Origin of the sequence: Ktedonospora formicarum (genome assembly GCF_016587355.1) — a bacterium.
GTDB lineage: Bacteria > Chloroflexota > Ktedonobacteria > Ktedonobacterales > Ktedonobacteraceae > Ktedonobacter > Ktedonobacter formicarum.
The window spans coordinates 195,109-218,766 of the sequence record NZ_BNJF01000008.1 but is presented as its reverse complement, the minus strand read 5'-3'; the positions used below and the strand labels follow the sequence as shown (position 1 = coordinate 218,766).

Annotated in this window: 19 protein-coding genes and 7 pseudogenes; 14 read left to right on the top strand and 12 right to left on the bottom strand. The window is 53.3% G+C overall.

Going from position 1 to position 23,658, the window contains the following annotated elements; translation table 11 throughout:
- Nucleotides 1-143 precede the first annotated feature (143 nt).
- Nucleotides 144-398 (bottom strand): hypothetical protein, encoded by a 255-nt coding sequence (locus K3T82_RS50620; RefSeq protein ID WP_420799407.1) that lies wholly within the window; start codon nt 396-398, stop codon nt 144-146.
- Here K3T82_RS50620 and K3T82_RS50615 point away from each other — a divergent pair.
- Together K3T82_RS50615 and K3T82_RS42425 are read left to right on the top strand one after the other, a co-directional pair.
- The gene (locus K3T82_RS50615) at nt 369-938 is read left to right on the top strand and encodes a VOC family protein (RefSeq protein ID WP_420799406.1); all 570 of its coding nucleotides are present in this window, start codon (nt 369-371) and stop codon (nt 936-938) included. The genes K3T82_RS50620 and K3T82_RS50615 overlap by 30 nt on opposite strands.
- 49 nt (nt 939-987) lie before the next feature.
- Nucleotides 988-1,524, top strand: a complete 537-nt coding sequence (locus tag K3T82_RS42425; RefSeq protein ID WP_220199506.1) for a carboxymuconolactone decarboxylase family protein — start codon at nt 988-990, stop codon at nt 1,522-1,524.
- 130 nt (nt 1,525-1,654) lie between these two features.
- Here the strand turns inward: K3T82_RS42425 and K3T82_RS42420 are convergent, their stop codons facing one another.
- The gene (locus K3T82_RS42420; RefSeq protein ID WP_220199505.1) at nt 1,655-1,858 is read right to left on the bottom strand and encodes a hypothetical protein; all 204 of its coding nucleotides are present in this window, start codon (nt 1,856-1,858) and stop codon (nt 1,655-1,657) included.
- Between K3T82_RS42420 and K3T82_RS50610 the strand changes: the two genes are divergently transcribed.
- On the top strand, nt 1,857-2,255 hold the full coding sequence (locus K3T82_RS50610; RefSeq protein ID WP_220199504.1) for a polysaccharide deacetylase family protein: 399 nt from the start codon (nt 1,857-1,859) through the stop codon (nt 2,253-2,255). The two genes, K3T82_RS42420 and K3T82_RS50610, sit on opposite strands and share 2 nt — an antisense overlap.
- Nucleotides 2,256-2,415: 160 nt before the next feature.
- On the opposite strand, the gene K3T82_RS42410 is transcribed toward K3T82_RS50610, so the two are convergent.
- From K3T82_RS42410 to K3T82_RS42400, 3 genes and pseudogenes are all read right to left on the bottom strand, one after another.
- Nucleotides 2,416-3,228, bottom strand: coding sequence for a cyclase family protein (locus K3T82_RS42410; RefSeq protein WP_220199503.1), 813 nt, complete (start codon nt 3,226-3,228; stop codon nt 2,416-2,418).
- A gap of 377 nt (nt 3,229-3,605) precedes the next feature.
- Nucleotides 3,606-3,707, bottom strand: a pseudogene (locus K3T82_RS42405) (IS5/IS1182 family transposase); the annotation flags it as partial.
- Between the two features lie 145 nt (nt 3,708-3,852).
- Nucleotides 3,853-4,296 carry a response regulator transcription factor gene (locus tag K3T82_RS42400; protein WP_220199502.1) on the bottom strand — a complete coding sequence of 148 codons (444 nt, stop codon included), beginning with the start codon at nt 4,294-4,296 and terminating at the stop codon, nt 3,853-3,855.
- 320 nt (nt 4,297-4,616) lie between these two features.
- Here K3T82_RS42400 and K3T82_RS49515 point away from each other — a divergent pair, with 320 nt between their 5' ends.
- Nucleotides 4,617-5,282 carry an SDR family NAD(P)-dependent oxidoreductase gene (locus K3T82_RS49515; RefSeq protein WP_307811377.1) on the top strand — a complete coding sequence of 222 codons (666 nt, stop codon included), beginning with the start codon at nt 4,617-4,619 and terminating at the stop codon, nt 5,280-5,282.
- A 979-nt stretch (nt 5,283-6,261) separates the two neighbouring features.
- On the opposite strand, the pseudogene K3T82_RS42390 reads toward K3T82_RS49515, so the two are convergent.
- A pseudogene (locus K3T82_RS42390) lies at nt 6,262-6,640 on the bottom strand (IS6 family transposase); the annotation flags it as partial.
- Between the two features lie 59 nt (nt 6,641-6,699).
- On the opposite strand from K3T82_RS42390, the pseudogene K3T82_RS50605 reads away from it, so the two are divergent.
- Nucleotides 6,700-6,858, top strand: a pseudogene (locus K3T82_RS50605) (IS6 family transposase); the annotation flags it as partial.
- A 428-nt stretch (nt 6,859-7,286) separates the two neighbouring features.
- Here K3T82_RS50605 and K3T82_RS42385 read toward each other — a convergent pair.
- From K3T82_RS42385 to K3T82_RS42375, 3 genes and pseudogenes are all read right to left on the bottom strand, one after another.
- Entirely contained in the window at nt 7,287-8,144 is an 858-nt protein-coding gene (locus K3T82_RS42385) for an alpha/beta fold hydrolase (RefSeq protein WP_236031891.1), read from the bottom strand.
- A gap of 462 nt (nt 8,145-8,606) precedes the next feature.
- Complete coding sequence (locus K3T82_RS42380; protein ID WP_220199500.1) at nt 8,607-11,789, bottom strand: winged helix-turn-helix domain-containing protein; 3,183 nt, start codon at nt 11,787-11,789, stop codon at nt 8,607-8,609.
- 179 nt (nt 11,790-11,968) lie between these two features.
- Nucleotides 11,969-12,679, bottom strand: a pseudogene (locus tag K3T82_RS42375) (IS6 family transposase).
- Between the two features lie 1,549 nt (nt 12,680-14,228).
- Between K3T82_RS42375 and K3T82_RS42370 the strand changes: the two are divergent.
- Nucleotides 14,229-14,534 carry a hypothetical protein gene (locus K3T82_RS42370; RefSeq protein ID WP_220199499.1) on the top strand — a complete coding sequence of 102 codons (306 nt, stop codon included), beginning with the start codon at nt 14,229-14,231 and terminating at the stop codon, nt 14,532-14,534.
- A 417-nt stretch (nt 14,535-14,951) separates the two neighbouring features.
- On the opposite strand, the gene K3T82_RS42365 is transcribed toward K3T82_RS42370, so the two are convergent.
- Nucleotides 14,952-15,851 (bottom strand): LysR family transcriptional regulator, encoded by a 900-nt coding sequence (locus tag K3T82_RS42365; protein WP_220199498.1) that lies wholly within the window; start codon nt 15,849-15,851, stop codon nt 14,952-14,954.
- A gap of 192 nt (nt 15,852-16,043) precedes the next feature.
- Here K3T82_RS42365 and K3T82_RS42360 point away from each other — a divergent pair, with 192 nt between their 5' ends.
- Both K3T82_RS42360 and K3T82_RS49510 read left to right on the top strand, forming a co-directional pair.
- Nucleotides 16,044-17,003, top strand: coding sequence for a DMT family transporter (locus K3T82_RS42360; RefSeq protein WP_220199497.1), 960 nt, complete (start codon nt 16,044-16,046; stop codon nt 17,001-17,003).
- 313 nt (nt 17,004-17,316) lie between these two features.
- Nucleotides 17,317-17,466, top strand: a pseudogene (locus tag K3T82_RS49510) (TetR family transcriptional regulator); the annotation flags it as partial.
- Between the two features lie 198 nt (nt 17,467-17,664).
- On the opposite strand, the pseudogene K3T82_RS42350 reads toward K3T82_RS49510, so the two are convergent.
- Nucleotides 17,665-18,044, bottom strand: a pseudogene (locus tag K3T82_RS42350) (IS6 family transposase); the annotation flags it as partial.
- 348 nt (nt 18,045-18,392) lie between these two features.
- Here K3T82_RS42350 and K3T82_RS42345 point away from each other — a divergent pair.
- Entirely contained in the window at nt 18,393-18,806 is a 414-nt protein-coding gene (locus K3T82_RS42345) for a hypothetical protein (RefSeq protein WP_220199496.1), read from the top strand.
- Nucleotides 18,757-18,933 (top strand): annotated as a pseudogene (locus tag K3T82_RS42340) (transposase); the annotation flags it as partial. The gene K3T82_RS42345 and the pseudogene K3T82_RS42340, both read left to right, overlap by 50 nt.
- A 76-nt stretch (nt 18,934-19,009) precedes the next feature.
- Here the strand turns inward: K3T82_RS42340 and K3T82_RS42335 are convergent.
- Nucleotides 19,010-19,636: a TetR family transcriptional regulator gene (locus tag K3T82_RS42335; protein WP_220199495.1), complete on the bottom strand. Its 627-nt coding sequence runs from the start codon at nt 19,634-19,636 to the stop codon at nt 19,010-19,012.
- A 132-nt stretch (nt 19,637-19,768) separates the two neighbouring features.
- Here K3T82_RS42335 and K3T82_RS42330 point away from each other — a divergent pair, with 132 nt between their 5' ends.
- The 4 genes from K3T82_RS42330 to K3T82_RS42315 all read left to right on the top strand — a co-directional run bounded on the left by K3T82_RS42330 (nt 19,769) and on the right by K3T82_RS42315 (nt 23,573).
- The gene (locus K3T82_RS42330) at nt 19,769-20,533 is read left to right on the top strand and encodes a glucose 1-dehydrogenase (RefSeq protein WP_220199494.1); all 765 of its coding nucleotides are present in this window, start codon (nt 19,769-19,771) and stop codon (nt 20,531-20,533) included.
- A gap of 101 nt (nt 20,534-20,634) precedes the next feature.
- The gene (locus tag K3T82_RS42325) at nt 20,635-21,873 is read left to right on the top strand and encodes an NAD(P)/FAD-dependent oxidoreductase (RefSeq protein ID WP_220199493.1); all 1,239 of its coding nucleotides are present in this window, start codon (nt 20,635-20,637) and stop codon (nt 21,871-21,873) included.
- A 45-nt stretch (nt 21,874-21,918) separates the two neighbouring features.
- On the top strand, nt 21,919-22,161 hold the full coding sequence (locus tag K3T82_RS42320; protein ID WP_220199492.1) for a ferredoxin: 243 nt from the start codon (nt 21,919-21,921) through the stop codon (nt 22,159-22,161).
- A 155-nt stretch (nt 22,162-22,316) separates the two neighbouring features.
- Nucleotides 22,317-23,573, top strand: coding sequence for a cytochrome P450 (locus K3T82_RS42315; protein ID WP_220199491.1), 1,257 nt, complete (start codon nt 22,317-22,319; stop codon nt 23,571-23,573).
- Nucleotides 23,574-23,658 lie beyond the last annotated feature (85 nt).

Here is a 23,658-nt window from a genome sequence, read left to right as displayed (position 1 = left end):
AAGAACTTGCGAAGCAGCGCACAGGTGCAGGTCTGGCTCAGAGGAAAGAAGCGAGAAGCATGGGAATTGATGCTTCGATGTCTGAGAAAACCACTCCACATCCGGCTTTTTCCATCGATATCTTGTAAATTGGGATTTACAGTCTATGTTAACAACCCGCTCTTTTGTCGCGCTTGCTTGCCTACAACGAGCGAGGTATAGTGTTTGCGGATAGTTATCATAGCCCGCCGGCGTGTTACGACGAGGAGGCACTGGAGCGTGCCAAGCACGCCTTCGAGCAGCACGGGCTGCTGGGCTGACGAGCCCTTCCAGGGCGCATCCTGCACACCGTCGACGCAGTAGGCACCTCGCTTGAGATCGTCGCCTCGATGACACATCAGGCGCAGTGCGGCATGCACGTGCAGATGCACAAAGGCGCGGCGTTCCGTCGCTTCGACCATTACCAGATCACGGTGCCGAACGTTCGCAAGACCGCCGTGTTCTACACCTCGCTCGGCTTTCGCATCGCCGATTACCTGACGGCGAGGGACCACCCGATGGGCGTGTTCCTGCACATGAAGAACACGCCCTACGACATTGTCTTCATGGAGTGGGACGGCCCAGCCGTTCACCATTTCGGCGATATCGTGTCGGACATCCCGTCCGTGCTGCGTGCTTGTGGCATCATAGGCAAGCTCGGCTGGGGCGAGGACGTGGAGTTTGGCCCGGGCAAGCACTCCCTCAGCCATTCCTACTACGTCTATCTGCTCGATCCAGGCGGGCACCGCGTCGAGCTGCTGCTGCCCCCGATCGTCTACATGGGCGGCGCCGACCTGCCAGTGGTCTGGGACGTGCGGGCGGTCAAGAGCTCCGTAGAGGCCGGGGCCTGCCGCCGCGCTCGCTCTGGTTCTCGCAGCGCTCGGGCTTCCTCGATTGCGAGGTCACCTACCCGCCGCTGACGCTCGAGAAGTCCCTCGGGCTTACCGTGACAGAGAAAGGAGACTAATCATGGCACGCGTTCCCTACCCAACGCGAGATGAATATCCAGCCGTCTACCTTGCCGCCTACGACCGCATGCTGCGCGAGCGCGGCGAAACACACTTCTTTCTGGCATTTGGCAACATACCAAACCTCCTCGATCCGCTCCTGAGCTTCACGCGCGAGATGCGGGAGGGTGCCGTCATTGAGGCACGGCTGCGCGAGCTCGCCATCATGACAGTGGCACTTGTCACCGGGGCGAGCTACGAGTTTAACCATCACTGGAACTTGGCTCTCACAGCCGGGGTGCGCCGCGAGCAGCTGGAGCAGCTCGCCGATGCCGAGACCTCGGATGTCTTCGATGAAAGGGAGCGCGCCGTCGTCCGCTACGCCCGCGAGGTGACCCTGTCACTCAAGGTCTCCGACGAGACCTGGTCCGCCCTGCGCAGGCACTTCTCCGTGCGCGAGACCATGGATGTCGTGATAGCGGTGGCCTGGTACAACGCGGTCGTCCGGATGCTGTTGCCAATGGAAATCGAGATAGAGGACTGGTACAAGCGAGGCTAGCCACCGTCTCTCATCGCCGCCGATGACCTATGCCCTTCCCGAGGAGGGGTGATCATAGCTTCTTGAACTATGAACATTTCTTGCCATTTGTAGACATTTAATGCCCTTGACTCATCTGCTCTACTTATTGCTAGTACGGCGAGTTACGTCGGAATGTACGCCTGTGGAGATCCTGTAAGACCTGGGAAACCAGACAGGTTGCTCGTTGAAGCAGGAACCGAACACCAGATATGGCTTGTCCATCTTTGGGTAAGTTTCGGATAACGGTCACCCAATGACCACCATCAATCTGACCTTCGACAACGGCCCCGATCCGGACGTCACGCACTCTCATGCTTGCGGCTCTCTGCCGACACGGCATCCTCTCGACCTTCTTCGTCATCGGTGACAGGCTCTGTGACCGCAGAGCTCTCACCGAGCGCGCCCACGCCGAAGGCCACTGGATTGGCAATCACACCTATAACCATCTCGCGCCGCTTGGTCTCGCGTCCAAGCCCGGGGCTGCCGCCTCCGAGATCGCGCACCCAGGAGCGGATCGGCAATCTCGCCCATCCGCGCCGTTTTTTCCGGCCTGCCGGCACTGGTGGTGTGATCGAATGGAGCCTTCTCAACGAGGAGGCGATCGAGCATCTGGCTCGGGGCGGCTACACCTGTGTGCCCTGGAACATGATCCCCGCGACTGTGCCTTTCCCAACAGTTGGGTCGAGAGAGCGATAAAGAGGGTGGACTAAGATCAGAGTAATTTCATAAGTCTGATCTTAGTCCACCCTCTTTATCGCATGCTATATTCTCTCGTCAGAAAAACACCGACAGACCATCTCAGTGGCCGAAGGCGTATGACGTTTCACGTTGCGGAAGATCCACGAAAGTGTGGGTCAAGGCCACTTTCTTTTATGCTCTTGGTACAATGGCCACTGGACGAATCGGCGAGCCAGTCGCGCCTTGTATTTTGAGCGGTAGGCAGACAAACAGAAATTCGTACACCTGGTCTCTGGCCAGGTCTTCAAGAAAGAGATTTTCCATGATGTAAATGCCGTGACGGACGAGTAGGATGATGTGACCAGGCATGGACATGCCATACACAGGATCCATGCGAACGTTCGTGTCCCAGGTCAGATGATCTGCGCCAACGGCTCGGATCTGCTGATCCGCGAGCCATTGTGAGGCATCAGCTTGCATGCCACCGCCGTTTAGATAGCCCGATGGATCATGCCATCGGGCTCCGTTTCCCGTGCGGATAAGAGCGACATCTCCCTCATGAAGCGTCACCTGCTGATGCAGGCAAACGGCTTCTACCTCCTGGCGGGTTACGGGTTGATTCCCATTGATCCAATCGACCCCGCGATATCCCGCGATATCAAGCAACACTCCCCGACAGAGGATGGGGGCGATGGTCTCCGCGCCCATCCTGGTAAATCCGATCGGGGTTTGGACATGGGAAGTCACTTTTTCCCCGCCATACAAGGAGAGGTCCTCGGCTACATGGCTGAGCGCGTCGATATGGGTTCCAGCGTGATCCGTGGTCGCAATGAAGCCGGATGCAGTCGTGCAAGGATCCTCGGCTCCCTCTTCATGGCGACGATGTAAGGTATACGAAAATTTCGGCACCAGCAGAGGAAGAAGTGGAGCCTCAGAAGAGCGTGGTTGTTCCAAATCATACACGTGTGTATGGGTGAAAAGATCAAAAAAATGTTCATTGTCCATAGAACCCCTCTACCTTCTACAGAACGCTCGGTGCTTGCACTGTCTCACCTCAGCGCAAATAGTGGCGTGGTGCTTTCTGTTCGAGCGTTTATGCTTAGATCAGTCCTCAGAATTGCGGAGTTGCCGAGCCAACGATGAGGACTCCGATACCTTACTGAGACCATGTGTTTCTATTGTAGCCCCAATCTTCAATAGTGAGAAACGGCACGTGAAGAATCAGGTGGTAAATTAATTGAAGGATTGATTGATTGTGCAGGTCATCCCATGGAATGCGCAACGAGATATAAGCAAGCGAGCAATAAATAGATAGAATAGATGGCCAAAAACAGACATAGGTTCTTAGCCATCATGATTCTCTCACTGCCTGTTTGAAAAGGTCACCTTTTCGCCAAGCGTCGGATCATCAAGCGAGTCATGGCAATGTAGATCATGGCTTCGCTACTCTGGGTCAAGGTTTCATAGTCCTTACTCAATCGATGACTAGGAGCAAAGCTTGAAAGAAATCTATAACACTCCAGTCGTGCTGACATCGCAAAAAACTACTATTCTCTAGAGGTCGGAAACAGGAGGAAACAGAACAGGAAGGAGTAGTAAGAAACTACCAGCAAGGCTGGTACGCTCTCGTTATTCCACCAGCTTGTGACGAATGGCAAATGCTGTGGCGCCAGCGCGGTTATTGACCCCCGTTTTGTTGAAGATGCTGGCAATATGATTGATGACGGTTCTTTCACTGATAGCCAGCATTTCACCAATATGGCGGTTACTTTTCCCGGTAGCGACCAGGCGCAGTACTTCCACTTCGCGCTCGCTGAGATCGAAGGGCAAACGTGACCTGGCGGGCTTTCGTGCACAACGGCGCAACTGGTGATGCAGGCGTTGTGCCCGGATCTGATCTCCCAGTTGCGCGAATAGCTCCAGAGCAGCTTCCAACTGGCTACGCCCGGCTTCACTGTTCTTGAAGCCATCTCTGGCTACAGCGAGATCGCCGCTGGCTTCTAGCGTCCAGGCCAGTTCAACATTGACAAAGGAAGCCGAACTATGCACTGTGACTTTCAGGCAGGGTGCCAATTCTCACTTCTCGCCTTCCTATGTCACCTTCGATCCATGATTTTCCCCCTACTCTTTCAATATACTTCGAGAGTCAGAGGTCATCCACCAGCCGAAACGCTCGCGAGACGTGATGGATTACGCCTCTGTCCAATCGGAGCAGAAGAGATGTTTGAGCAGGGATGAGGAACGTGAAAAGGAAAATGACGGCATGGACGCCCACCATCGACGTTTCATACTTCCTTGGTGTGCGGGTTCTGACATCTGGAGGAATGGAAAACGTTGCTCATCGATGATGGGAGTGGCCAAAGCATGCCAAGAACAAAATGGAGGAGAGAACCATGACACAGACATTGAGTGGGAAGGTGGCGTTGGTCACCGGAGGATCACGTGGAATTGGAGCAGCAACGGCGCGTGCCCTGGCTTCGCAGGGAGCTGATGTTGCGATAAGCTATACCAGTGATTCCTCGGTCACGAAGGCAGAGACGCTTGTGCGTCAACTCAAGGAGATGGGCGTGCGGGCGATCCCTTTCCGAGCCGATCAGGCCAATCCTGTTCAGGTCGCCGGCTTGATCGACCAGGTCGTCGCGTCTTTCGGACGCCTCGATATCCTGGTGAATAACGCCGGGATCCTGCCCAAAGGCGATGCACGATCTTTATCTGCACAACAACCACCTTCACTAGAAAAATTGTTGGAAATGACCAGTTTAATATTGGGATTCACAGGCTTGTTCGTTTGTAACAGGCTCTCAGACCCAAGAATGTCTGCTTTTTGGCATGAGAATCTTTCATCTCTTACTCCTTCTTCTTTGGCTGATCAGATGATTGAGAGAGAAGACGTAGGAACGTGGGTGGCCGTTGTTCCTGGTTGGGGCCCTGAGCTCCACCAGCTTTTTCCAGAGGAGGAAGATCAAACAAGAGCAATTGTTGTGCCTTTTGTCCTCGTCGCCTGCATAGGAGGGCGTTCGCCAGTACAACACCCATTCATGAGGACTGATGTCAATTAACGTTAACTGTGGCGATCTGAATGGGGTATCCGCTAGGCGGGGATTGCTCACCTCACGGACATGCCTGCGATCCTCTTGCAGTTCCACAGTGTATTTGGAGAGCGTCACCGCTTGATACTCAATTTTGAGTGATCCTTCATACACCCAAACAGAGACTGGTTGATGAGCCAGCCTCCGCTCCCCATACAGTTTCCAGTTGGAGAAGCGCAAAAATCCATGTTTATTACGGTTTCTCCTATATCCAGGTACGCGATATCGACATGGAAGCATTTGCTCCCATTGTTGCTCGATTGGCAAGGAAGTAAAGCCGAGAACACGACCAGGAGGAGGGAAACGGGCTGGCGAATGCGCGACGTGTTCGTTTCTGGAAAGAAACGTGCTATTGGAAGTGGGTCAGGCCCCAGAGCATGCCATTTTAGACGTCCTAAACATGATCCTTTTGCTCCTTTTTTGGTCCCGACATTTTTTCCTGTGATTTCCCGCTAAGCAGCCTCAGTACACACTCCTACCCTCTTCCTCTTACGTACCAGGCTCACAACTTTTCAAGAATGTTCTCATAAGAGGGTGGCAACGCTCCTGTATCACTGCCATTCAGAGCGTCCCATTGTCTGTGCAGAGCCGAGCAGGCTACTCTTCTCAGTTCTGCACAATGATACACATGGCCTTCTTCGCCGCATATCTGCATTTGTGGCTGCTTCTCTCAAGGAGATCAAGCATATACAAAAGGAGAGTTGCTTCAGGATCTCTACACGTGTTAGCATAGGGAAAGCGGCCGTAAGTGCTTGTATCTTTCGAGTGTAGGGCTCCCAAGGGCAGGGTACGCAACTGGCGAGGGCGGGCGGAATGTGTTAGGGTGATGTGAGAGAGGAGGGCGTAGGAATGTGCGTGGGAAGCGTATCATGGAAATGGGAACCGTCCGAGCCGTGGGCTGCGCTCCCTGTTCCTCGCTGGGATGAGCTTGAGGGGCTACATCCGCAGTGGAGTGGAGCACTTTGCAGAAAAAGCGTGTGGCAGCCTCGGCATCGCGGGTTGAGCTCAAGAGAAACGCTCGCGTGTTCCCTTCGGAATCGACGGCGCGATAGAGAGACGTCCAGGCTTTTTTTGATCTTGATGGAGGTTTCGTCCACTTTCCAGGAGTCGCTGCAGGCTTTCAGGGACGGTCGACAGCGTTTTTCCAGTTCGGGAGTGTAGCGCTGAACCCAGCGATACACGGTGGTGTGATCGACGTGGAGTCCGCGCCCGGACATCATCTCTTCCAGATCGCGAGAGCTGAGCGCGTATCGTAGGTACCAGCGCACGCACAAGAGAATGATGTCAGCCTGGAAATGACGCCCTTTGAACGGATTCTGCTCGGTCATGGGATCCTCTTTTTTTCGCCTCACTTTCGCAGATCAGCTTACTTCTTGCAACACAACCACCTTGGTTAGGCTTTTTCTCATTTGAGACGGCATGGCGTACATTACAAGGATTTGAGAGCATGAATATGCTCAGAAAAGGGCACATGCAAGGAGTGGAAAAAGGGGATGTGAGAAGCCTGATTTCCTTGGTTGCCAAGCTCTTTGAGGCGGCAATCTAAGAATGGTTGCGATGGCTACTCATGCTCCCTTTGTTCCCTCTGTGTTTCCTGCAACACATCCTAACATCCTCAGGCAATGGAATGAGCTGAGAGGATGTTCTGCCCTTGTCAATCGTTGCAATACGCGGTGACCACTAATGCTGCTGCCGATCACAGGCGTGCAAAGAAGTCGAGTCGATGAAACTGACTCACATGCACATTCGCATCTTGGCTTTGCACAGAGGAAAGCCTTGGAAGCATCACTCGTAGGAGAAGCCACGACGAAGCGTGTCTCCTCGACCCATGGAGGAAACTCGCGGCTTTGATGCCCGAGACATGCTTCAGGTCCTCTCCTCATTCATCAGAGGAGGCTCTGCTTCGACAGCAACTCACGTTTGTTCAGACTTCCACTCGCCTCCGTCTTAGCCCGTTGTACTCGTCATACCTCGCTATAACTCCCTCTTCAAAAAGTAGGTACTGACGGCCTCTGCCACTTCTCGTGGACTCCCTTCATTGATACCGAAGTGGTCGAGTGTGGGAAATTTCCTCACTTCAGCTCGTGAGAAGACCGCTGTAAGCCGATGCATATTTCCCTCTGCCAGCGTAGCCTGGTCTTTGCCGCCATACATGAGCAGAACGCACGCAGTAATTTCCCGATAAATTTCGTAGCTGTTATTCAGGCGAGCCACTTCCTTATGTTCGCGCAGGTTTTCATGGAGAAGACTCAGCTTCCGCTTCAACTCATGAGAACCCATGAATAATGGCAACAGCCGCTTCAGAAGCCAGGCTGGTGCCTTCCCCGAAGATTGAGGATTGAGGGCTCTGATGAATTCAACAAAAGCATCCAGTTTCTTCCCCTCCGCCAGTTTCTTCTCGTAGCCTGGTATCCAGCCCGCTGGGATAGAGCCGTCAATAGAGACGCCAGGCTCGTAGACAGCGACTTTGGTGAGGGCGCTGTTGTTGCGGGCAACTTCCAAGGCGATGAGTCCACCAAAACTGTGACCAACAATGAAAGACGCGCCAGTCTCACGCTGCAGAGCCCGGACATCCTCGCTCTCTTTCGTAATACTGTAATCATTGCCCTGCGGCCCGCTCAGGCCGCGCCCGCGCCGCTCGATGGTATATACAGTGAAGTGCTCGGCCAGTACATGAGCGAAGGCAGTATACTCGCTGGCGAACGAAAGGGCTCCGGGCACTATAATCACCGCAGGCCCACTGCCAATACTCAGATAACTAATTCTCGTCCCATCCTTGGAAAGCACAGTATGGGTCGTTTCTGCAGTAGTGTTTATATGGTTCTTGATCATAATGATCGCTCCTTCTTCAATTAAGGGATGGTCAGGATCTCTGCAAAAATTTATCGCAGGCTTATAGCTCTGCTTTACAAGCCAGTCGAGACAGCAAAAGCAAAATTAGTACGAGAAATCGGTGAAAGACACACTAGCACTGAGACTGATGGAAGCTCGTCTCTCTCAAGGGAGAGGAGAACGAGTCCAAGGCTGTGAATTTTGTGGAGAACGCGATAGAGCGCTGCTTGATCAACCAGTGATCCACACAGCATGGTTCTCCCTGAAACCTCGGGAAGAATGTCGAGTGTCTCAAACCATTCTTGCCAGGATGGATCCAGGCGTCCTTTGATACAGATGCGATAGTGGATGTTCCGCGCTTCCTCCTTTCGTTCAGGCTCTTTGGAGTATAAAGCCCCATCGGGTGAGCTGACATCATCCGATGGGGCGATTGTGAATGGGTGAGGGGAAAAGAAGGGGAAATTAAAGTAAAGATAGGCGTCGTGCCGCCTCACTGGCTTCAATCCGGCTGTGGACATTGAGTTTGTGATAGAGACTTTGAACATGGGTTTTCACAGTATTGACCGAGATCACCAGTTCACGGGCAATCTCTGGATTGGAGCGCCCCACGACCAGGAGACACAAAACACGCTGCTCCTGCTCACTGAGCGGCTCCAGCTGCAAGGCATCTTGCTTGCCATGTGATGTCTCTTCTGCGAGCTGTGTACCCGATTTCTGGGCAAAGGCGCGTAAGAGTATTCGCGTATAGGAAATCAGAGATGTCTCGCGTAGCTCTGGCAGGAGCGTTTTGAGCAGGATTTCCATCGTCGGGCCTTCATCCAAAAAGACGCGTTGGTAGTTCTCAGGGTGAGCCAGCCGCAATGCCTCTTGCAGAGAGAATGCAACCTGGCGATGCTCCTGGCAGGCAGCGTGGGCCAGGGCCTCCAGAATCTGGATTTCCAGAACGCTGCGCTTGCGTCCCTGAGCCTGGGCTTTCTCTTTCCAGGGGACCAATGCTTTCAAGGCGGTTTCCCCTCTCCGTTGCGCGATATGCAAACGCACGAGGAGCAGCGCTTCTTCCTGCTGAAGCATGAGCGGAAGCTCCTGTTCGGGTGCTTGGGATTGGTCAGCCTGTTGCTTTTCCTGTGCCCATCGTTCGACCGCAGAGAGATCTCCATTGGCCAGGTGCAGTCGTGCTCGGCAAGTGCGTATCACTCGCAAAGGCCAGGGGAAGCGCGTCTGCCTTTCCCAGAGCGAGAGCACCTCTTGAGCCTTTTCCGTCTGCCTGCAAACATGCAGCAGACGAGCCTGGATGAGCATGCCTGATGTCAGCACATGGACCCCTTTCGCAGGCGTTTCTCGCAAAGCCTGTGCCTCAGAGAGAGCATGCTGCGCATCAGCTAACTCATTGCGCTCATATGCAAGCTGAGCAAGACAATGATAGGCCCATGAGACGAAGAACGGCTCTGTGCTTCCGGTGGAGAGCCGCAGTTGCTCTCGCGCCAACTCCTGATCCTCATGCATGTGGGCAAGGGCCTGCTGGTAGTAGTGGGAGGCCCTGCGCAACTCGCCTTTTTCTAGGCAGACCTCTCCCAAACAGAGGGACGCCCCCAATGATCCAGCATGATCGTTGAGGTTTTTTTCTCTCCGATATCCTTCGAGAAAGTACTGCCAGGCTCTGTTTACCTCGCCTGAAAGCCTTGCCGCAAGTCCCCGCAACAAAAGCACATCAGGATACATAAAACTGTCCTCTGGAAGCCTTGGTTGAACCTGCTGGCTTAACGCAAACATGCGGGGCAAATCTTCTTGAAAGTACGCAAGGTCGGCATGGAGTTGGAGCGCTTCCCCAAGGTGTTCCCATTGCGCTGTTGCCTCAAAGCCCTGCTTTGCCCACTGAAGAAGCCGCTCGACCTGTTCCCAGGTAGCAGGTGAACGTCGATCGGTCGTAAACGTTAATGCGAGGCTAGACTGAAAACATAACTCTGGCCGAGTTCGCAAGATCTCCTCAGGCAATTGTCTCAGCCAACGAGACAGGGTATGGTACGCGTTGCGAAAGCTCTGCGGGGTGACAAAACGCTCAACAAGCCTTGCAACACGACCATAATCTTCCCCAGCCAGCGCGGCTTCAATCGCTTCGGGGAGCAGATGGTGTTGCTCATACCATTGACTGGCTTGACGACTCAGTACATGCATGGTTCCCACTCCCAGGCGACGCCGGGCTTCGTGCTGTAATGCCTGCGCCCACAACGCGTGATAGCGATACCACGGTTGTTCTCCCGGTAGAGCTTGTAGAAAGAGATTGGCACGCATCACTTGTTCCAGCACAAACTCACTATCATTTCTTCTCGTGACCGCGTCACAAAGTGAGGCATTCAAGCGGCTCAGCCCGCTAGTTTGCAGCAAGAAGTCTTGCAGTGGTTGGGGCAGTTCCACCAGAATCTCGTCCCGCATATAATCCAACAAAAAGCGGTAGCTACCACTCAAGGTGGACACATAGGCGGAGGGGTCCGCCTGTTTTTGGAGCACCAGGGCTGCGAGCTGGAGGCCTGCGATCCAGCCCTCAATGCGCGTTTGCAGCAAGGCAATATTCGCTTTTGAGAGGACGAGCCCCATGCTCTGGGTGAGAAAACGTTGCGTCTCTTCCAGGGTAAAGCGCAGATCGCTATCACGAATTTCGCTCACCTGGCCGCGCAAATGAAGACGGGGGAGGGGAAGTTCTGGATCGACGCGACTGGCGAGCAAGAGATGCACACGAGGAGGTAGATGCTCCAAAAAGAAGGTGAGGGAGGCGTGGATAGCGGGCATATTGATCACATGATAATCATCCAGGATCAGCAGGATGCGTGAGGTCTGCGCATTTCTGTCAGTCAATTCGTTGAGGAGCGCCGTGATACCAAGAGAAAGAGATTCCTGTTGCAGCAGGGTGAGCGCATTCTTCCCAATCTCTGGCCAGCATCTGCGTAGGGCTGCGATCAGCGAGGTCCAAAAGCGTATTGGGTCGTTATCCAGTGCTTCGAGAGAGAGCCAGGCGACAGGATCTTGCTGTCGTTGTACCCAGGCTGTGAGCAGCGTAGTCTTACCCCAGCCCGCAGATGCCGAGAGCAAGGTCAAAGGACGAGAAATAGCGGCATCCAGAGCCGAGAGGAGGCGCTTCCGGACAACGAGCGTGGCGGGCAGATGTGGAGGGGAGAGTCTGGTCATCACCATCATGTCGGGATCCTTGAACTCAGCAGCAGAGAAGACCATGCTGGAAGGGCCCGCAATGCCTCCCTGCGTTGTATGCCTGGAAACGGGGGGAGGAACCAGGTGCAGAGAACTCACCGCCTGCTCTCGCTTGTCACGTTTGTCACGTTTTACGCTCTGCGCAATCTCCTCTAAACGGGCGAGGGAGACGCGTGCACCTGGTCCGAGATAGCGCTTGCTGGTTTGACCGGAGCTGGTGTGATACGCATACCAGTAGCCCTGCCCGCGAGGCCGGTCCTCTTTGAACACATTGAGACGCCCCTGTTGTCCTTGAAAGGAAAAAGAGGAATGGGTCATTAGCCAGATCTGCCAGGTACCTTCGTCTCCTGGGAGGATAGATTGTGGAGGATGGTCAAGGGTCTGCAGAAGATAGCACTGGTGTTCGGCAGACCAGGTGAGAACATGTGCGGCTGGCTTTGGCATCGGTTTCCTCTTCCCAACAGACATTCCCCAACATCCCAACATCCCAACGCGGGTGAGTATAGCAGAAGCGAGAGGTGTTGGCAAGCCGGTGTAGGTGCTTAAGATGGCTGTGTTGCAAAAATGGAGAGGGGGAGCACAAAGGATGGGGCTTCGGGGCTTCACCATTGTGCTGCTGTGTTTTAAATGGTCACTCCGAATAATTCCGCAATGAATGTCGCTTGCCCTAAGCCGTCTCCTTTGCGCACTCCTTGCATTTGTCCTTTTCTTATCATATTCATCACTTCATATCCCTGTAATGTTCTCCATGCTGTTTGAAACGAAAAGAAGCCCAATCCAGGTTTGACCAGCCGTTTGATGAACCGGTGATCTTGTTCAATCAAGTTATTGAGATATTTGCACTGGCGAAGTTCGCACGTCTCTGGCAGACCCCTTGTTGTTTGTATTTCCTGAAGAGCTTTGGGATATGCTGCGTTTTTGTCCATCGTGATCACGCGAGGAGTCACCGCGTGGGAGGCCCCAAGGGTTTTCAGGAAAAAACTCTTGGCTGCCTGAGTATCGCGAGTGGCGCTCAGATGGAACTCTAGCGTGTTTCCCTGAGAATCCAGTGCGCGGTACAGGTACATCCACACGCCCTTCACCTTGACATAGGTCTCATCGACCCGCCAGGAGTCATTGGTGCCCGCCAGATGAGGCCGACAGCGCTTCTCCAACTCAGGAGCGTCGCACTGCACCCATCGATAGACCGTGGAGTGATCTACCTGGAGACCCCGTTCCCGCATCATCTCCTCCAGATCCCGATAGCTGAGCGCGTACCGCAACTACCAACGCACGCTCAGTAAAATGATCTCGGCTTGGAAGTGACGCCATTTGAATGGGTGCTGCTCCGCCATGATTGATCCTCTTTTTCTTCTTTTCTCACCATTCTGACAGATCAGCTTTCTTTTGCAACACAGCCCTTGAGAGTGGCAATGGGCTTTTCTTGAGCTTCTGGTGAGGTCAGTCCAATTCTTATAGTCTAGAGGGTTGTGGGGAATAGATTAGATGGTAAGATGAATGCAAGAAAGGCGATGCGCCAGGGAAGGGAGGTACCTCTCATACCGTAAAAATGCTATTTCATGCTCTTTTTTAGAGATTAGCACAAGCGGGGCTACTCAGACCTGCCTGGAAACCTTCCATAAAGCCGGGTTTTGGATTATAGACCCGCAATTTAGCCCTAAATCGTATGCAGCCCTCGATGGCCGAATTGTATGCCATGTTATAGGTATTATTATATTCAGATGAGTTCGTGCCAACATCCGATGGTTGTAACACTCCTTGAGATCTACCCAAACTTTGGGAGAAGGCAAAAGGTGTCACGCCAAGAGAGAATGCAAGAGCGCTAAGGAGCAATGCTCCTAACAAAATGATACATAGTTTGTTAGGGGACACTTATTCTCTCCTTCCAATATTTGATACTACTACTGCATAGGAGCAAGAAACTCACCTTATCTGTGTTACAAATTTCCTCAACGGCGGTTTAGCTACGTACTAGTATCACCTTATTCCATAAGACAACATCAGCTATTATTGCTATACACACTTACGGTTCTACCGGTATTGTCAACTTCAGGAATAAATTGAAGAGCATTTTAAGGGGTGTTGTTGATAAAAAGAAAGTAGGCCAATTGGCAGAAAATGCTAAAGAAGAGGAGGCCATAGAGAGGAGAACGATCTCCTATGTCAAGAGTGTAGGATATCATAATTGCTGTCTTTGATGCAGCTCACCTCGTGTGAAAACTCCCACCATTGCTGTCTTTGCCCCCCAGAAAAGGTGCCCTTTCCCTACAGAATTCCCACCAAACGTGTCTTTGCCCTCCAATGTATTTCACGCTTTCTGATGGCGGAACTGGCTGCTCCGCTTCTTTGCGTGCGAGAGGTGCAATGGGGGGATGGGCCTAAAGACAGCAATGGTGGGAAGAAAGACACGATTGGCGGGATCCTACTTGGCGCTTTGTAGGAAAGGAATGTGTGGGAGAATCCCAGAAAAGGTGTCTTTGAGGTTCCTGAACGGTGTTCTTTGCTTCACCTTCTGTTGCCGGATTATCTGATAGTCATTAGATTATTGAGCCGTCACGGAGAAGAGGGGAAGGTAATATTGCAGGCGTCGAGGTGTTGTTGGATGCGGTGCTCAAGGGTTTGTACCGAAGAGGTTGGTTAGTAGTGCTGATACGCGTGTGAGACGAGAGCCAAGGCCTCTTTGGCCACATCGGAAAGCGGATGGAAAAAGGCGCGGTGAAGATCTCGTTGCGCGCTGCGGGCGTTCGATAGGATCGTGGAGAGGTGCTGTTTTAGATTTGAGATACGCAGTACGGCTAGAGCGCCAAGAGGGAACGCGTGAGAACGGGAAAGTGTTCAAGGTGTTCAAATGGGGCCCAGAACCGATGAAGGGTCATCTGGTAAATGGCCTCCTCACGCTCGCAAAAGAAGATCGCCAAGGAAGCGATGGTCAGCTCGCGAGAGCCCGCGAGCGAGACCCGAGAAGAGGCAATGTGGAACGGGCTCATTGGAGGTGCGAGTGACCTGATTGACGTGTTCGTACTACATCTGCTTGGCGGTCCGAGGGAGGAAGGAATGCAGATCTTCTCAGGGTTGTGGAGCAACGCGTACTGGCAGAGGTGCGATGCGGTGTGTGCTGTGGTCCATAGGAAGGTGTTGCCTCCTGTGGTTCTTGCGCGGTGCGAGTGCCCCTGGACTGATGCTCTTTAATGGCGGGTACGACGCCACTCAACCCTTGGATACCTGAGTCCATGGGAATTTGAACATCTTACAATCTATCCTTTCGCTTTGAACTTCTTTCCAAAGTGAGACATGATCATGCCACGACTGTTTACAACAGAGAAGAGGCTCAGCATATTCCTGCTCAAAATGAATGGGTCCTTCTAAGACGTTGGTTCAAAGTGGTGCAGACGTCGAGGACGGTGCTGCTGGCAGTGTAGCTCCAAAAGCAACTGGTTCTATTGCTTCCAACGTGAGGTGGTACGATGACGAATGAACAAGGGAGAGAGCTCGTTGCCTCCTCGTAAGGACATGCCATGGCCCCCCAAAACCACGTATTCAGCTTGCTGATATGGCGGACCTTAACAGGCCAGCGTCTTCCGGAAGATGTATTTCATGAGAGCTGTATCAGGAGCGAGTGGGTTGTACCAGGTTGTTCCTGGCGACTTGTAAGAAAGCCTGAAGCACAGGTGAGAGCCATTTCTGTTTGTGCCAAATCATCTGCATGATCAGGCCGATAGGTTCTCCGCTCCAAGGCAGGACTACCAGTTTTCCCTGTTGAATCTCGGTTGTGACAGTAATTGCTGGTAGGATCGCGATTCCCATGCCTATGAGTGTGCACTGCTTGATTGCCTCAATGCTCTCAAATTCCATGATTGTTGTTGGTTGGATGCCAGCTTTATTCAGTTGATGTTGGAACTGTAGGCGATAGCTACATCCTGCCTCTGTCATCAACAGGGTTTCGTTTTCCAGATCAGATGGCAGGATTGCAGAGTACCGAGCCAGTGGATGGTCGGCGGAAGCGACTAGAAGGATGGATTCAGCCAGAAGTGATTCGGCATGTAGTGCGGTGGCTGTAATTGGCTCTTCCATCAGAAAGGCGAGATCGACCTGACCGTCGCTGACGAGGCGGCGCAGGGAGGAAAAGGGTGAAGGTGTGAGTAGAAGCCGGACTTGTGGATACGTGAGGCGGAACTGGTGAAGCACTGCGGGCAGGCGATAGGTACACAACGTTTCGGTTGCTCCAATTGTCAGTGTGCCAGTGTACCCCTTTTGTCCTGATACCGCGGTCCGTGCCTCTTCAGCTATTGTGAGTAGTTGTTCCGTATAAGGAAGCAAGCGTTCTCCGGCCTCTGTCAGCTTGATATATCTCCCCAGCCTATCAAAAAGACGCGTTCCCAAGTCTTCCTCTAGGGCCTGGATCTGGGCTGTCACAGTTGATTGGACATAATCTAATTGTTCAGCAGCTTGATGGAAGTTAAGGGTCAGAGCGAGCGTACGAAAGGTGGTGAGTTGACGAAAGTCCATGCCATTTCCTCCATTGATCAAATTTGGCGATCAGTATGATCAAATTAAATCGTTAGACATGATCGTAACATGCACCTATAATAAGTACAAGTTTATCGATGCATTCTTCTTTTCGTGATGCATCATGGTTGTAAAAAAACGCTACTTACGGATAGTATTACATCAGGATGAGGATACATTGGAGAAAATAAAATGAAGCTTTCTCAAAGAACAAAGGATGCGGACATTGGCTCTCATGAAATCTTTGCCGTGGCGAATACCCAGGCGCGTTTTAAGATGAGAACGGCTCTTGCCATCGGAATCACGATTTGCTGTTGGGCATCCTCTTTTGTCGGAATTCGTGTTGGACTACATGGGTATAGCCCAACACATCTCGCATTGTTGCGGTATCTTACAGCCTCCCTTGTGGTTGCTCTTGTTGCTCTTGTGACGCGAATGCCACTTCCAAGGTGGCGCGATGTGCCCGGTCTTGCGCTGACGGGGATTGTTGGGATTGCGCTCTATAACGTCGTATTAAATATGGGAGAACTCAGCGTTTCCGCTGGACTCTCCAGCTTTCTTGTTAATACCAATCCTATTCTCACGGCGCTCCTCTCGATGGTCTTCTTAAAGGAGCGCCTGCGTATTTGGGGGTGGGTAGGAATTCTTATCTGTGTTCTAGGTGTTTCGCTCATTTCTCTAAGTACTGGGAATGGAATCTCTTTTTCTCCTGGGGCTTTGCTCATCTTATGTGCTGCCCTTGCTCAGAGCCTCTATTTTGTCTGGCAGAAGCCGTATCTTGGGCGCTATACCGCGTTGCAGTGTACCACATATGCTATCTGGGCTGGTACGTTTGTGCTCCTGGCCTTTACTCCCGGCTTGGTGACCACTGTACAAACAGCACCATTCTCTGAGACAGCGGCAGTTATCTATCTTGGAATTTTTCCAGCGGCCCTCGGCTATGTCAGTTGGGCATATGCACTTGCTAGCATTTCCGCCACCCGCGCGGCGAGTTTTCTATATCTTGTTCCGGTAGTAACACTTGGTATCGCATGGTTCTGGTTGGGTGAGTGGCCGACATGGCTTGCGTTGTCTGGTGGTCTAATCGCCATCTCCGGCGTGACTTTGGTGAACGCACGCGGGAAACAACAGGTACACAGAAATACGCACTAAAGCAGTATTATCACACATAGCCTCAACGATTTCTTTCCAGTGGTTTGAGAGCCTGGATACTACGAGCCTGTAAGAGAGGGTGAGCATTACCCTCTTGCCGTTGAGAATGTCGGTGGGCGCAACGTTTCCAGGCCTACCGTTACCCTTTCTCTCCACTGCCAACCGATCCTGGAATCACGCGTACTGAGACCGTCCCTGCTCACTGCGAGCCCAGCAAAAACCAGTGGCTTCCCCGCCCGTAAGTCGGCCAGGGCGCGCGGGCAGTGCATCCTATAATTATGAATGAAAATTTATTCAAAGAGAGAATCGGAACATGCCCCGGACAACAACTGCAAATCATGAAATTCGCGAGGCGCGACGCGCCAAACTTCTGGATGCCGCCCGCAAGGTTTTTGTACGCCAAGGCAGGGCGATGACCATTGCTGACATTGCTGCGGAAGCAAACGTCAGTCAAGGGCTGGCGTACCGCTACTTTTTCTATGTGCTGAGGCAGGACACCAGCGGCTTTCAAGTCGGCAATGGCTTTGGGAAAGGCCGCGTTGTTATCAACATTGATCACACGAGGAGTCAGTATCATGGAAGTGGGAACCGTCCGAGCCGTGAGCTGCGCTCCCTGTTCCTCGCTGGGATGAGCTTGAGGGGCTACATCCGCAGTGGAGTGGAGCACTTTGCAGAAAAAGCGTGTGGCAGCCTTTGTGTTGCGCTGGCTCTGCACGAGGATATCCAACATGTTGCCATTCTGATCTATTGCACGCCACAGATAGTGCTTCTTGCCCCTGATGGGAAGGAAAACTTCGTCCAATGCCACGTGTCGCCACAGCGAGGACGACGATGGCGCAATGCATTGGCGCACATTTGCCCAAATTTGAGACCTCATTGCCGGACTGTCTCATAGGTCACGACAATTCCTCGTTGTGCTAAAAGCTCTTCCACATCGCGAAAACTGAGCGAGAAGCGAACATACAACCAGACAGCGTGACTGATAATTTCGGAGGGAAAACGGAAACCTTTGTAGAGGAAAGCTGCTTCATTCATTTTCATGCGTCGATTGTATCATACCGTCCTGCTTTTTGGAGGCTTTCCGTTTAAGTTGGCAGTACCCTCGCTATGGTCCCGTTGAGAGTGTTGAGAATGATGTGAAGAATGCAAAAGCGCGGTTACTCCGGAAACTCACTTTCATAAGGAGTTCTTTGTTAAGCAGGAGTTCCGTTTTATGCAAATCCTCAGACTGGCAAGAAATCTAGAGGAGGCTTGGCCGGAGAGGAGTAGTTGGATTGTTTATGAGGCAGCATTTGATGCACCATTCTCAGATACGGAGGAGACATCGCGAGAATGAGCTAGGACGTAGAGGTTCCTGAGTTTTTAGCGCATCCGATTTGGCTGGCTCATATGTTAGAAACACTCCTCAGCCAGAAACCCGAAACGGAAGAATTGTTGAGTCAATTTCCTTGCGATATCGCGACCTTGGCTGCCTATGGACTCGATATTCCCATCCTCGCCCGACCCAACTTAAGCGTACGATGTGCTCACGCATTTTTGTGCGCCCTTGAAGGCAAAGCATTGCAAGATGATTGGTTGGGACCCGACCGTCCGTTGTACGGTCTTCTGCATCTTGGCCCTCCATCAAATGTGATCCTTTTTAATGAGGCTCTCTCCCCCTCCCTGACAAATTATGTGATTGCCCATGAGATTGGGCATTTTTTTGCCGATGTGTTAGTGGTTCAGCACCGTTGGCTGGGACACGCTCTTTCCCAAAGGGTTTCGCCTCTTGCCCAGGAGATGGGTGGTCGAGCGGACCTTTAGCTCATTGGTGCGTTTCCGTCGGCTCTGTCGTGATCACGAGGGATTGCCCGAAAGCTCGGAGGCCTTCATCATGCTCGCCGCCAGCGTATGCATGTTCACCCGCCTCGCGCTGCGTGTCTCGATGTAATGGGAGCCTGACACTATCTAAGGTGGTGTTTTTCCTCAGGCTGCTACCCTGAGAAAGGGTACGGTTTATCTTTTATCTAGACATTGTGGGCGAGAGCCGAGCAGTAACCCAGGTGCTCTTGAAACAAGGAGACTAGATCTCCCTGCGCTTCATGCTCAAGCCACGCCATAACAGCCACACGAAACGCGGTCATGTAGATGCCAACCAGCACGCGCATCTCATTGCGGTTCGTGGCAGCTTCCAGGCGGGAACAAAGAGCATCGCAGATTTCCAGCTCTATCTCCATCAGAGCATGGAGATAGATGGAAGCGATTGATGGTGTCCGCACTGCCAATTGATAGCGAATCAGAAAACTGGCTCTCTGCTGCTGATACTGACTTGCCAGGTGCAGAAGGGTTGCTCTCAGTGCCGCGTGCGGCGACTCTGTTGGCGCAACTTGCTGTAGGGAGTGGACCACACCCCTCAGGGTCGAGAACATTGGCCCAAAGAGCACTTCCTCCTTGGAGGCAAAGTAGCGAAAAAAGGTGCGCGTTGACATCATTACCGCGTTAGCAATGTCCTGGATAGAGGTTTGCTCATACCCCTGTTGCTGAAAAAGTCGAAGTGCCGTTTCTTCAATGGTCGTTTGTACCAGGTGTTTCTTGCGTTCTCGCAAACTCAGCGGTTGTGCTACATCATCTTGAGAGAAAATTATGTCATTCATTTTACTTTTTTCTTCTATTGACTTATGCTGCTCAATGGCACTACAATACAAAGTGACACATGTGTCAAGTAGAAACAGTATACCCGATCTCTCACCTTTGTGCGAGTGGTCTGCTTTGAGGAGAAAAATCGTATGCGTTTTGAACAACAGGTCGCATTAGTCACTGGTGCCGCGTCTGGCATTGGTCGCGCGCTGGTCCAGCGCTTTGTGACTGAGGGAGCAGCCGTGGTCGCAGTGGATATTGTTGAAGCTCCGCTCAAGGCTCTGGTCACGGAACTGGAGCTACAGGGAGCGAAAGTCACTGCCTGTGTCGCCAATGTGGCGTCAGACAATGACGTGGAAGCCATGCTCACCACCGCTACATCTACCTATGGACGACTCGATATCCTCTGCAATAACGCGGGCATTATGGATCTCATGACGCCCGCCGCCGATGTTCCTCTCGACTTATGGGAGCGTGTCCTTGCCATCAACTTGAATGGACCTTTTCTGGCGTGTCGACGAGCGATCCCGCTGTTCTTAGAACAGGGCTCAGGCAGTATCGTCAATACCGCTTCGGAAGCTGGATTACGCGGAGGGTCCGCGGGAACGGCTTATACGGTCTCCAAACACGGGGTTGTGGGATTGACGAAGAGCATTGCCTTCCATTATGGGGAACGCGGCATTCGTTGTAATGCGGTCTGCCCTGGATCAGTAGCCACTGCCATTGGTGCTGGCAGTGGCACTCCACATGAAGCTGGCCTCAGCAGGGTGATGCCGTTCATACAAGGCAGCGCCCCTTCGCGTATCGCCGCGCCTGAAGAGATTGCCGCCGCTATTGCTTTTCTCGCCTCCAAAGATGCCGGTTATCTCAATGGAGCCATTCTTCCCGTTGATGGCGGCTGGTTCGCGGCCTGACCTTCCTCGCTCCGTGCTCGCAGCTCTTTATGGCTCTTTTTACTGAAGGAAATCTTTCGTAGAAAGAGGCCCACTTTCACCCCTAGCAAAGGAAATCGGAGATGAGGAATCTCAACAGGATCGCGATTATCGGGACCGGGGCCGCCGGTCTCACAGCCGCAGAGACATTGCGGCGACTCGGATTTGAGGAAACAATCATGATGGTGAACGCGGAGCAGACGCTTCCGTATGATCGTCCCCCTCTGTCCAAACAGGTGCTTGCTGGCACCTGGGCACCGGAGAAGGTGCTATTTCGTTCGTCATCTGTCCTGGAGAAGCTGGCCCTTGTGTGGTTTCATGGCGTTGAGGCAAACCATCTGGATATCGCCGGGCACCGCGTTGACCTCTCTGATGATCAGCGCCTGGACTTTGATGTGGCGGTCATCGCAACCGGTCTGACGCCACGTTACCTCTCTTCAGGGCATCATCTGCAAGGCGTCTTTGTCCTGAGGACCCTGGACCAGGCGCGCGCCTTGCGCCAGGCGCTCGTACCGGGGAAGCGACTGGTCATTGTTGGTGGAGGCTTTCTGGGCTTAGAAGCGGCCGCGACGGCCCACCAGTTGGGTCTGGATGTCGAGGTGATCGAGCCCTTGCCAATCTGCCTGGAAGGGCCTCTCGGCAGAGCAATCGGAGAACGCGTCATGCGCCTGCAAACAGCCCACGGGGTACGTTTGCGTAACGGTATCGGGGTACGCCGCCTGGTCGGCGACCAGGAGCAGGGGCTTGGAGGTGCTGTCAAAGAGGTTGTGTTGGAGGATGGCTCGACCGTGCCAGCGGACGTGGTGCTGGTCGCCATCGGGGCACAGCCCAATGTGAAGTGGCTTGAAGACAGCGGCCTGACGCTCCAGAACGGCATTGTGTGCGACGCCTTCTGTGAAGCTGCCCCGGACATCTATGCCGCGGGAGACGTGGCGAACTGGTACCATCCGCAGCTCAAGCGGCAGGTGCGCCTGGAGCATCGGATGAACGCCACTGAACAGGGACAGGCTATTGCGCGCAACATCCTCGGTGAGCGGCAGCCCTTCGCGCCGATGCCCTTCTTCTGGAGCGATCAATTTGACGTGAAGATCCAGATGTATGGCGTGGCATCCCGTGGAGCGGAACTTCGGATCATGGAGGGGGCGCTGCACGAAGATCGCTTTGTCGCGGCCTATTACGAAAGCGAACGCCTCGTCGCGGTGTTGGGCTGGAATAGCCCGAAGCAACTCCTCTCCTATCGACAACAATTGCTTGCGGCATATACGCCATACGAGGACGACCAACCGGATCTCAAACCACAAAATGTTTCTGGTGTCCTGTAAGATGATCAGGAAAACACATCCACGTGAAAGGAAAAAACAAGAGCAATGAAAGTCATCGCCTTGAGAAATAGATGTATTGCCAGTGGAGCCTGCGTCCTGGCCGCGAGCCAGGTATTTAACCAGCGCGACAGTGATGGTGTCGTGGAGTTGGTCCAGGAGCACCCTTCCCTGGACCAGTTGCAGAAGGTGCAGCAAGCGGTCGTGGCGTGCCCTTCCCAGGTCTTTGTCGTGGAAGAGGAAGATGACCTCTCCGAACTGACCCTGACCACGGATGACGAGGGGCTGTGATCGTTCCGTTCGCAAAGAGCCAGTCCCAAAGAGGAAGTGAACCCGCAGGACAGACGTGTTCTGCGCCATCCCCATTGTCTTTGAAAACATCCGCCAAAAGAGCCCCACGCTCCCGGCTTTCGGCCAGAAGCGCATAGAGATTGGAGAATATATAGATGAGTCAGGATCAATTGACATCTGCTAATGAAGCCAACCAGGAGAAGCTTCCTTCGTATCCCTTTCCGTTTGCCGATCATAGCCTGCAACTGCCCGAGGAGTATGATCGCCTCCGCCAACAGTGTCCAGTTGCCAGGGTCCATATGCCCTATGGTGGCGATGCGTTTATGCCCACCCGTTACAATGAGGTTGCCCAGGCCTTTGCGGACCCGAAATGCGGCGCTATCCAGGCTTCCGATGGCGATGTGCCTCGCCTGGAAGCTGGCAACGTCACCGGAACGGAAGGCTCAGAGGCAGCATCGCTTTTTACTGTCTCCGATGCACGGCATAACAAACTTCGCCGCGTGATCGGCCCGGCCTTTTCGGTGCCAGCGGCCAATAAGCTGCGTTCGCGGGTGGTTGAGGTCACTCATGGCCTGGTGGATGACATGGAGCGGAAAGGCCCTCCCACTGATCTGTTTGAGGACTACGCGATCCGGGTCCCGATGACGGTGCTCTGTGAAATGCTGGGGATTCCTCAGCAGGAAGAACACTTGTATCGCGAATCCGCACGCATCATGATTTCGACGACAGCCAGCTCCGAGGAGAAGCGGACTCAGGCCATGAAGCTGATGCAATATCTCACGCCCATTATCAAAGAGGCGCAAGCAAATCCAGGAGAGAATATCCTTGGTCTGCTTGTCCGAGCCCAGAAACAAGGGGACGAGGTGATGACGGAGCCCGAAATGTATGGGTTTGCCATGGCGATAATCGGGGCTGGCTTTGAAACAGTGAGCACGACCTTTACGAACTCGGCTTTCATTCTCCTGCAACAACCGGAGCTGGTGGCGCAGTTGCGGACACACCTGGATCAGCCAGAACAGTTGGCGAAGGCCATAGAAGAGATCTTGCGCGTTACCCCGATTGGGCATGGTCGACCACGCATCACCCGCGAGCCGGTGCAATTGGGTGAGACAACGGTTCCAGCCGGGGAAGTCGTCTTCCTCACGACGCATGCCGCCAACTACGATCTCGCCGTGTTCCCCGATGCCCGCGAAATTCGCTTTGATCGAGACATGCAGCCCATTATGAGCTTTGGGCGTGGCATTCACGCGTGCCTGGGTCAGCAGATCGCCCGCATGGAATTGCAAGTCCTCTGGCAGACGTTACTCACCAGGCTGCCAAACGTCCACTTGGCGGTCGCGCCCTCGGAGGTTCCCTGGCGCGAAGATGAGACACTAACGTTTGGCCCCGCGCATCTTCCCGTAACCTGGTAAGTCTCGCACACTCTTCCTACCAAGCAGGAACACCAACAGGGACGAGTGCTTCTGCCTGGTAGCCTGTCAATGTACAAACGTAAGG

What these genes read in the sequence shown, in the direction of transcription:
- K3T82_RS50615 (WP_420799406.1), top strand. Translation starts at nt 369, where the DNA reads ATGACACATCAGGCGCAGTGCGGCATGCACGTGCAGATGCACAAAGGC.
- K3T82_RS42425 (WP_220199506.1), top strand. Translation starts at nt 988, where the DNA reads ATGGCACGCGTTCCCTACCCAACGCGAGATGAATATCCAGCCGTCTAC.
- K3T82_RS50610 (WP_220199504.1), top strand. Translation starts at nt 1,857, where the DNA reads ATGCTTGCGGCTCTCTGCCGACACGGCATCCTCTCGACCTTCTTCGTC.
- K3T82_RS42420 (WP_220199505.1), bottom strand. Translation starts at nt 1,858, where the DNA reads ATGAGAGTGCGTGACGTCCGGATCGGGGCCGTTGTCGAAGGTCAGATT.
- K3T82_RS42410 (WP_220199503.1), bottom strand. Translation starts at nt 3,228, where the DNA reads ATGGACAATGAACATTTTTTTGATCTTTTCACCCATACACACGTGTAT.
- K3T82_RS49515 (WP_307811377.1), top strand. Translation starts at nt 4,617, where the DNA reads ATGACACAGACATTGAGTGGGAAGGTGGCGTTGGTCACCGGAGGATCA.
- K3T82_RS42385 (WP_236031891.1), bottom strand. Translation starts at nt 8,144, where the DNA reads ATGATCAAGAACCATATAAACACTACTGCAGAAACGACCCATACTGTG.
- K3T82_RS42380 (WP_220199500.1), bottom strand. Translation starts at nt 11,789, where the DNA reads ATGCCAAAGCCAGCCGCACATGTTCTCACCTGGTCTGCCGAACACCAG.
- K3T82_RS42370 (WP_220199499.1), top strand. Translation starts at nt 14,229, where the DNA reads ATGGCCTCCTCACGCTCGCAAAAGAAGATCGCCAAGGAAGCGATGGTC.
- K3T82_RS42365 (WP_220199498.1), bottom strand. Translation starts at nt 15,851, where the DNA reads ATGGACTTTCGTCAACTCACCACCTTTCGTACGCTCGCTCTGACCCTT.
- K3T82_RS42360 (WP_220199497.1), top strand. Translation starts at nt 16,044, where the DNA reads ATGAAGCTTTCTCAAAGAACAAAGGATGCGGACATTGGCTCTCATGAA.
- K3T82_RS42345 (WP_220199496.1), top strand. Translation starts at nt 18,393, where the DNA reads ATGTTAGAAACACTCCTCAGCCAGAAACCCGAAACGGAAGAATTGTTG.
- K3T82_RS42335 (WP_220199495.1), bottom strand. Translation starts at nt 19,636, where the DNA reads ATGAATGACATAATTTTCTCTCAAGATGATGTAGCACAACCGCTGAGT.
- K3T82_RS42330 (WP_220199494.1), top strand. Translation starts at nt 19,769, where the DNA reads ATGCGTTTTGAACAACAGGTCGCATTAGTCACTGGTGCCGCGTCTGGC.
- K3T82_RS42325 (WP_220199493.1), top strand. Translation starts at nt 20,635, where the DNA reads ATGAGGAATCTCAACAGGATCGCGATTATCGGGACCGGGGCCGCCGGT.
- K3T82_RS42320 (WP_220199492.1), top strand. Translation starts at nt 21,919, where the DNA reads ATGAAAGTCATCGCCTTGAGAAATAGATGTATTGCCAGTGGAGCCTGC.
- K3T82_RS42315 (WP_220199491.1), top strand. Translation starts at nt 22,317, where the DNA reads ATGAGTCAGGATCAATTGACATCTGCTAATGAAGCCAACCAGGAGAAG.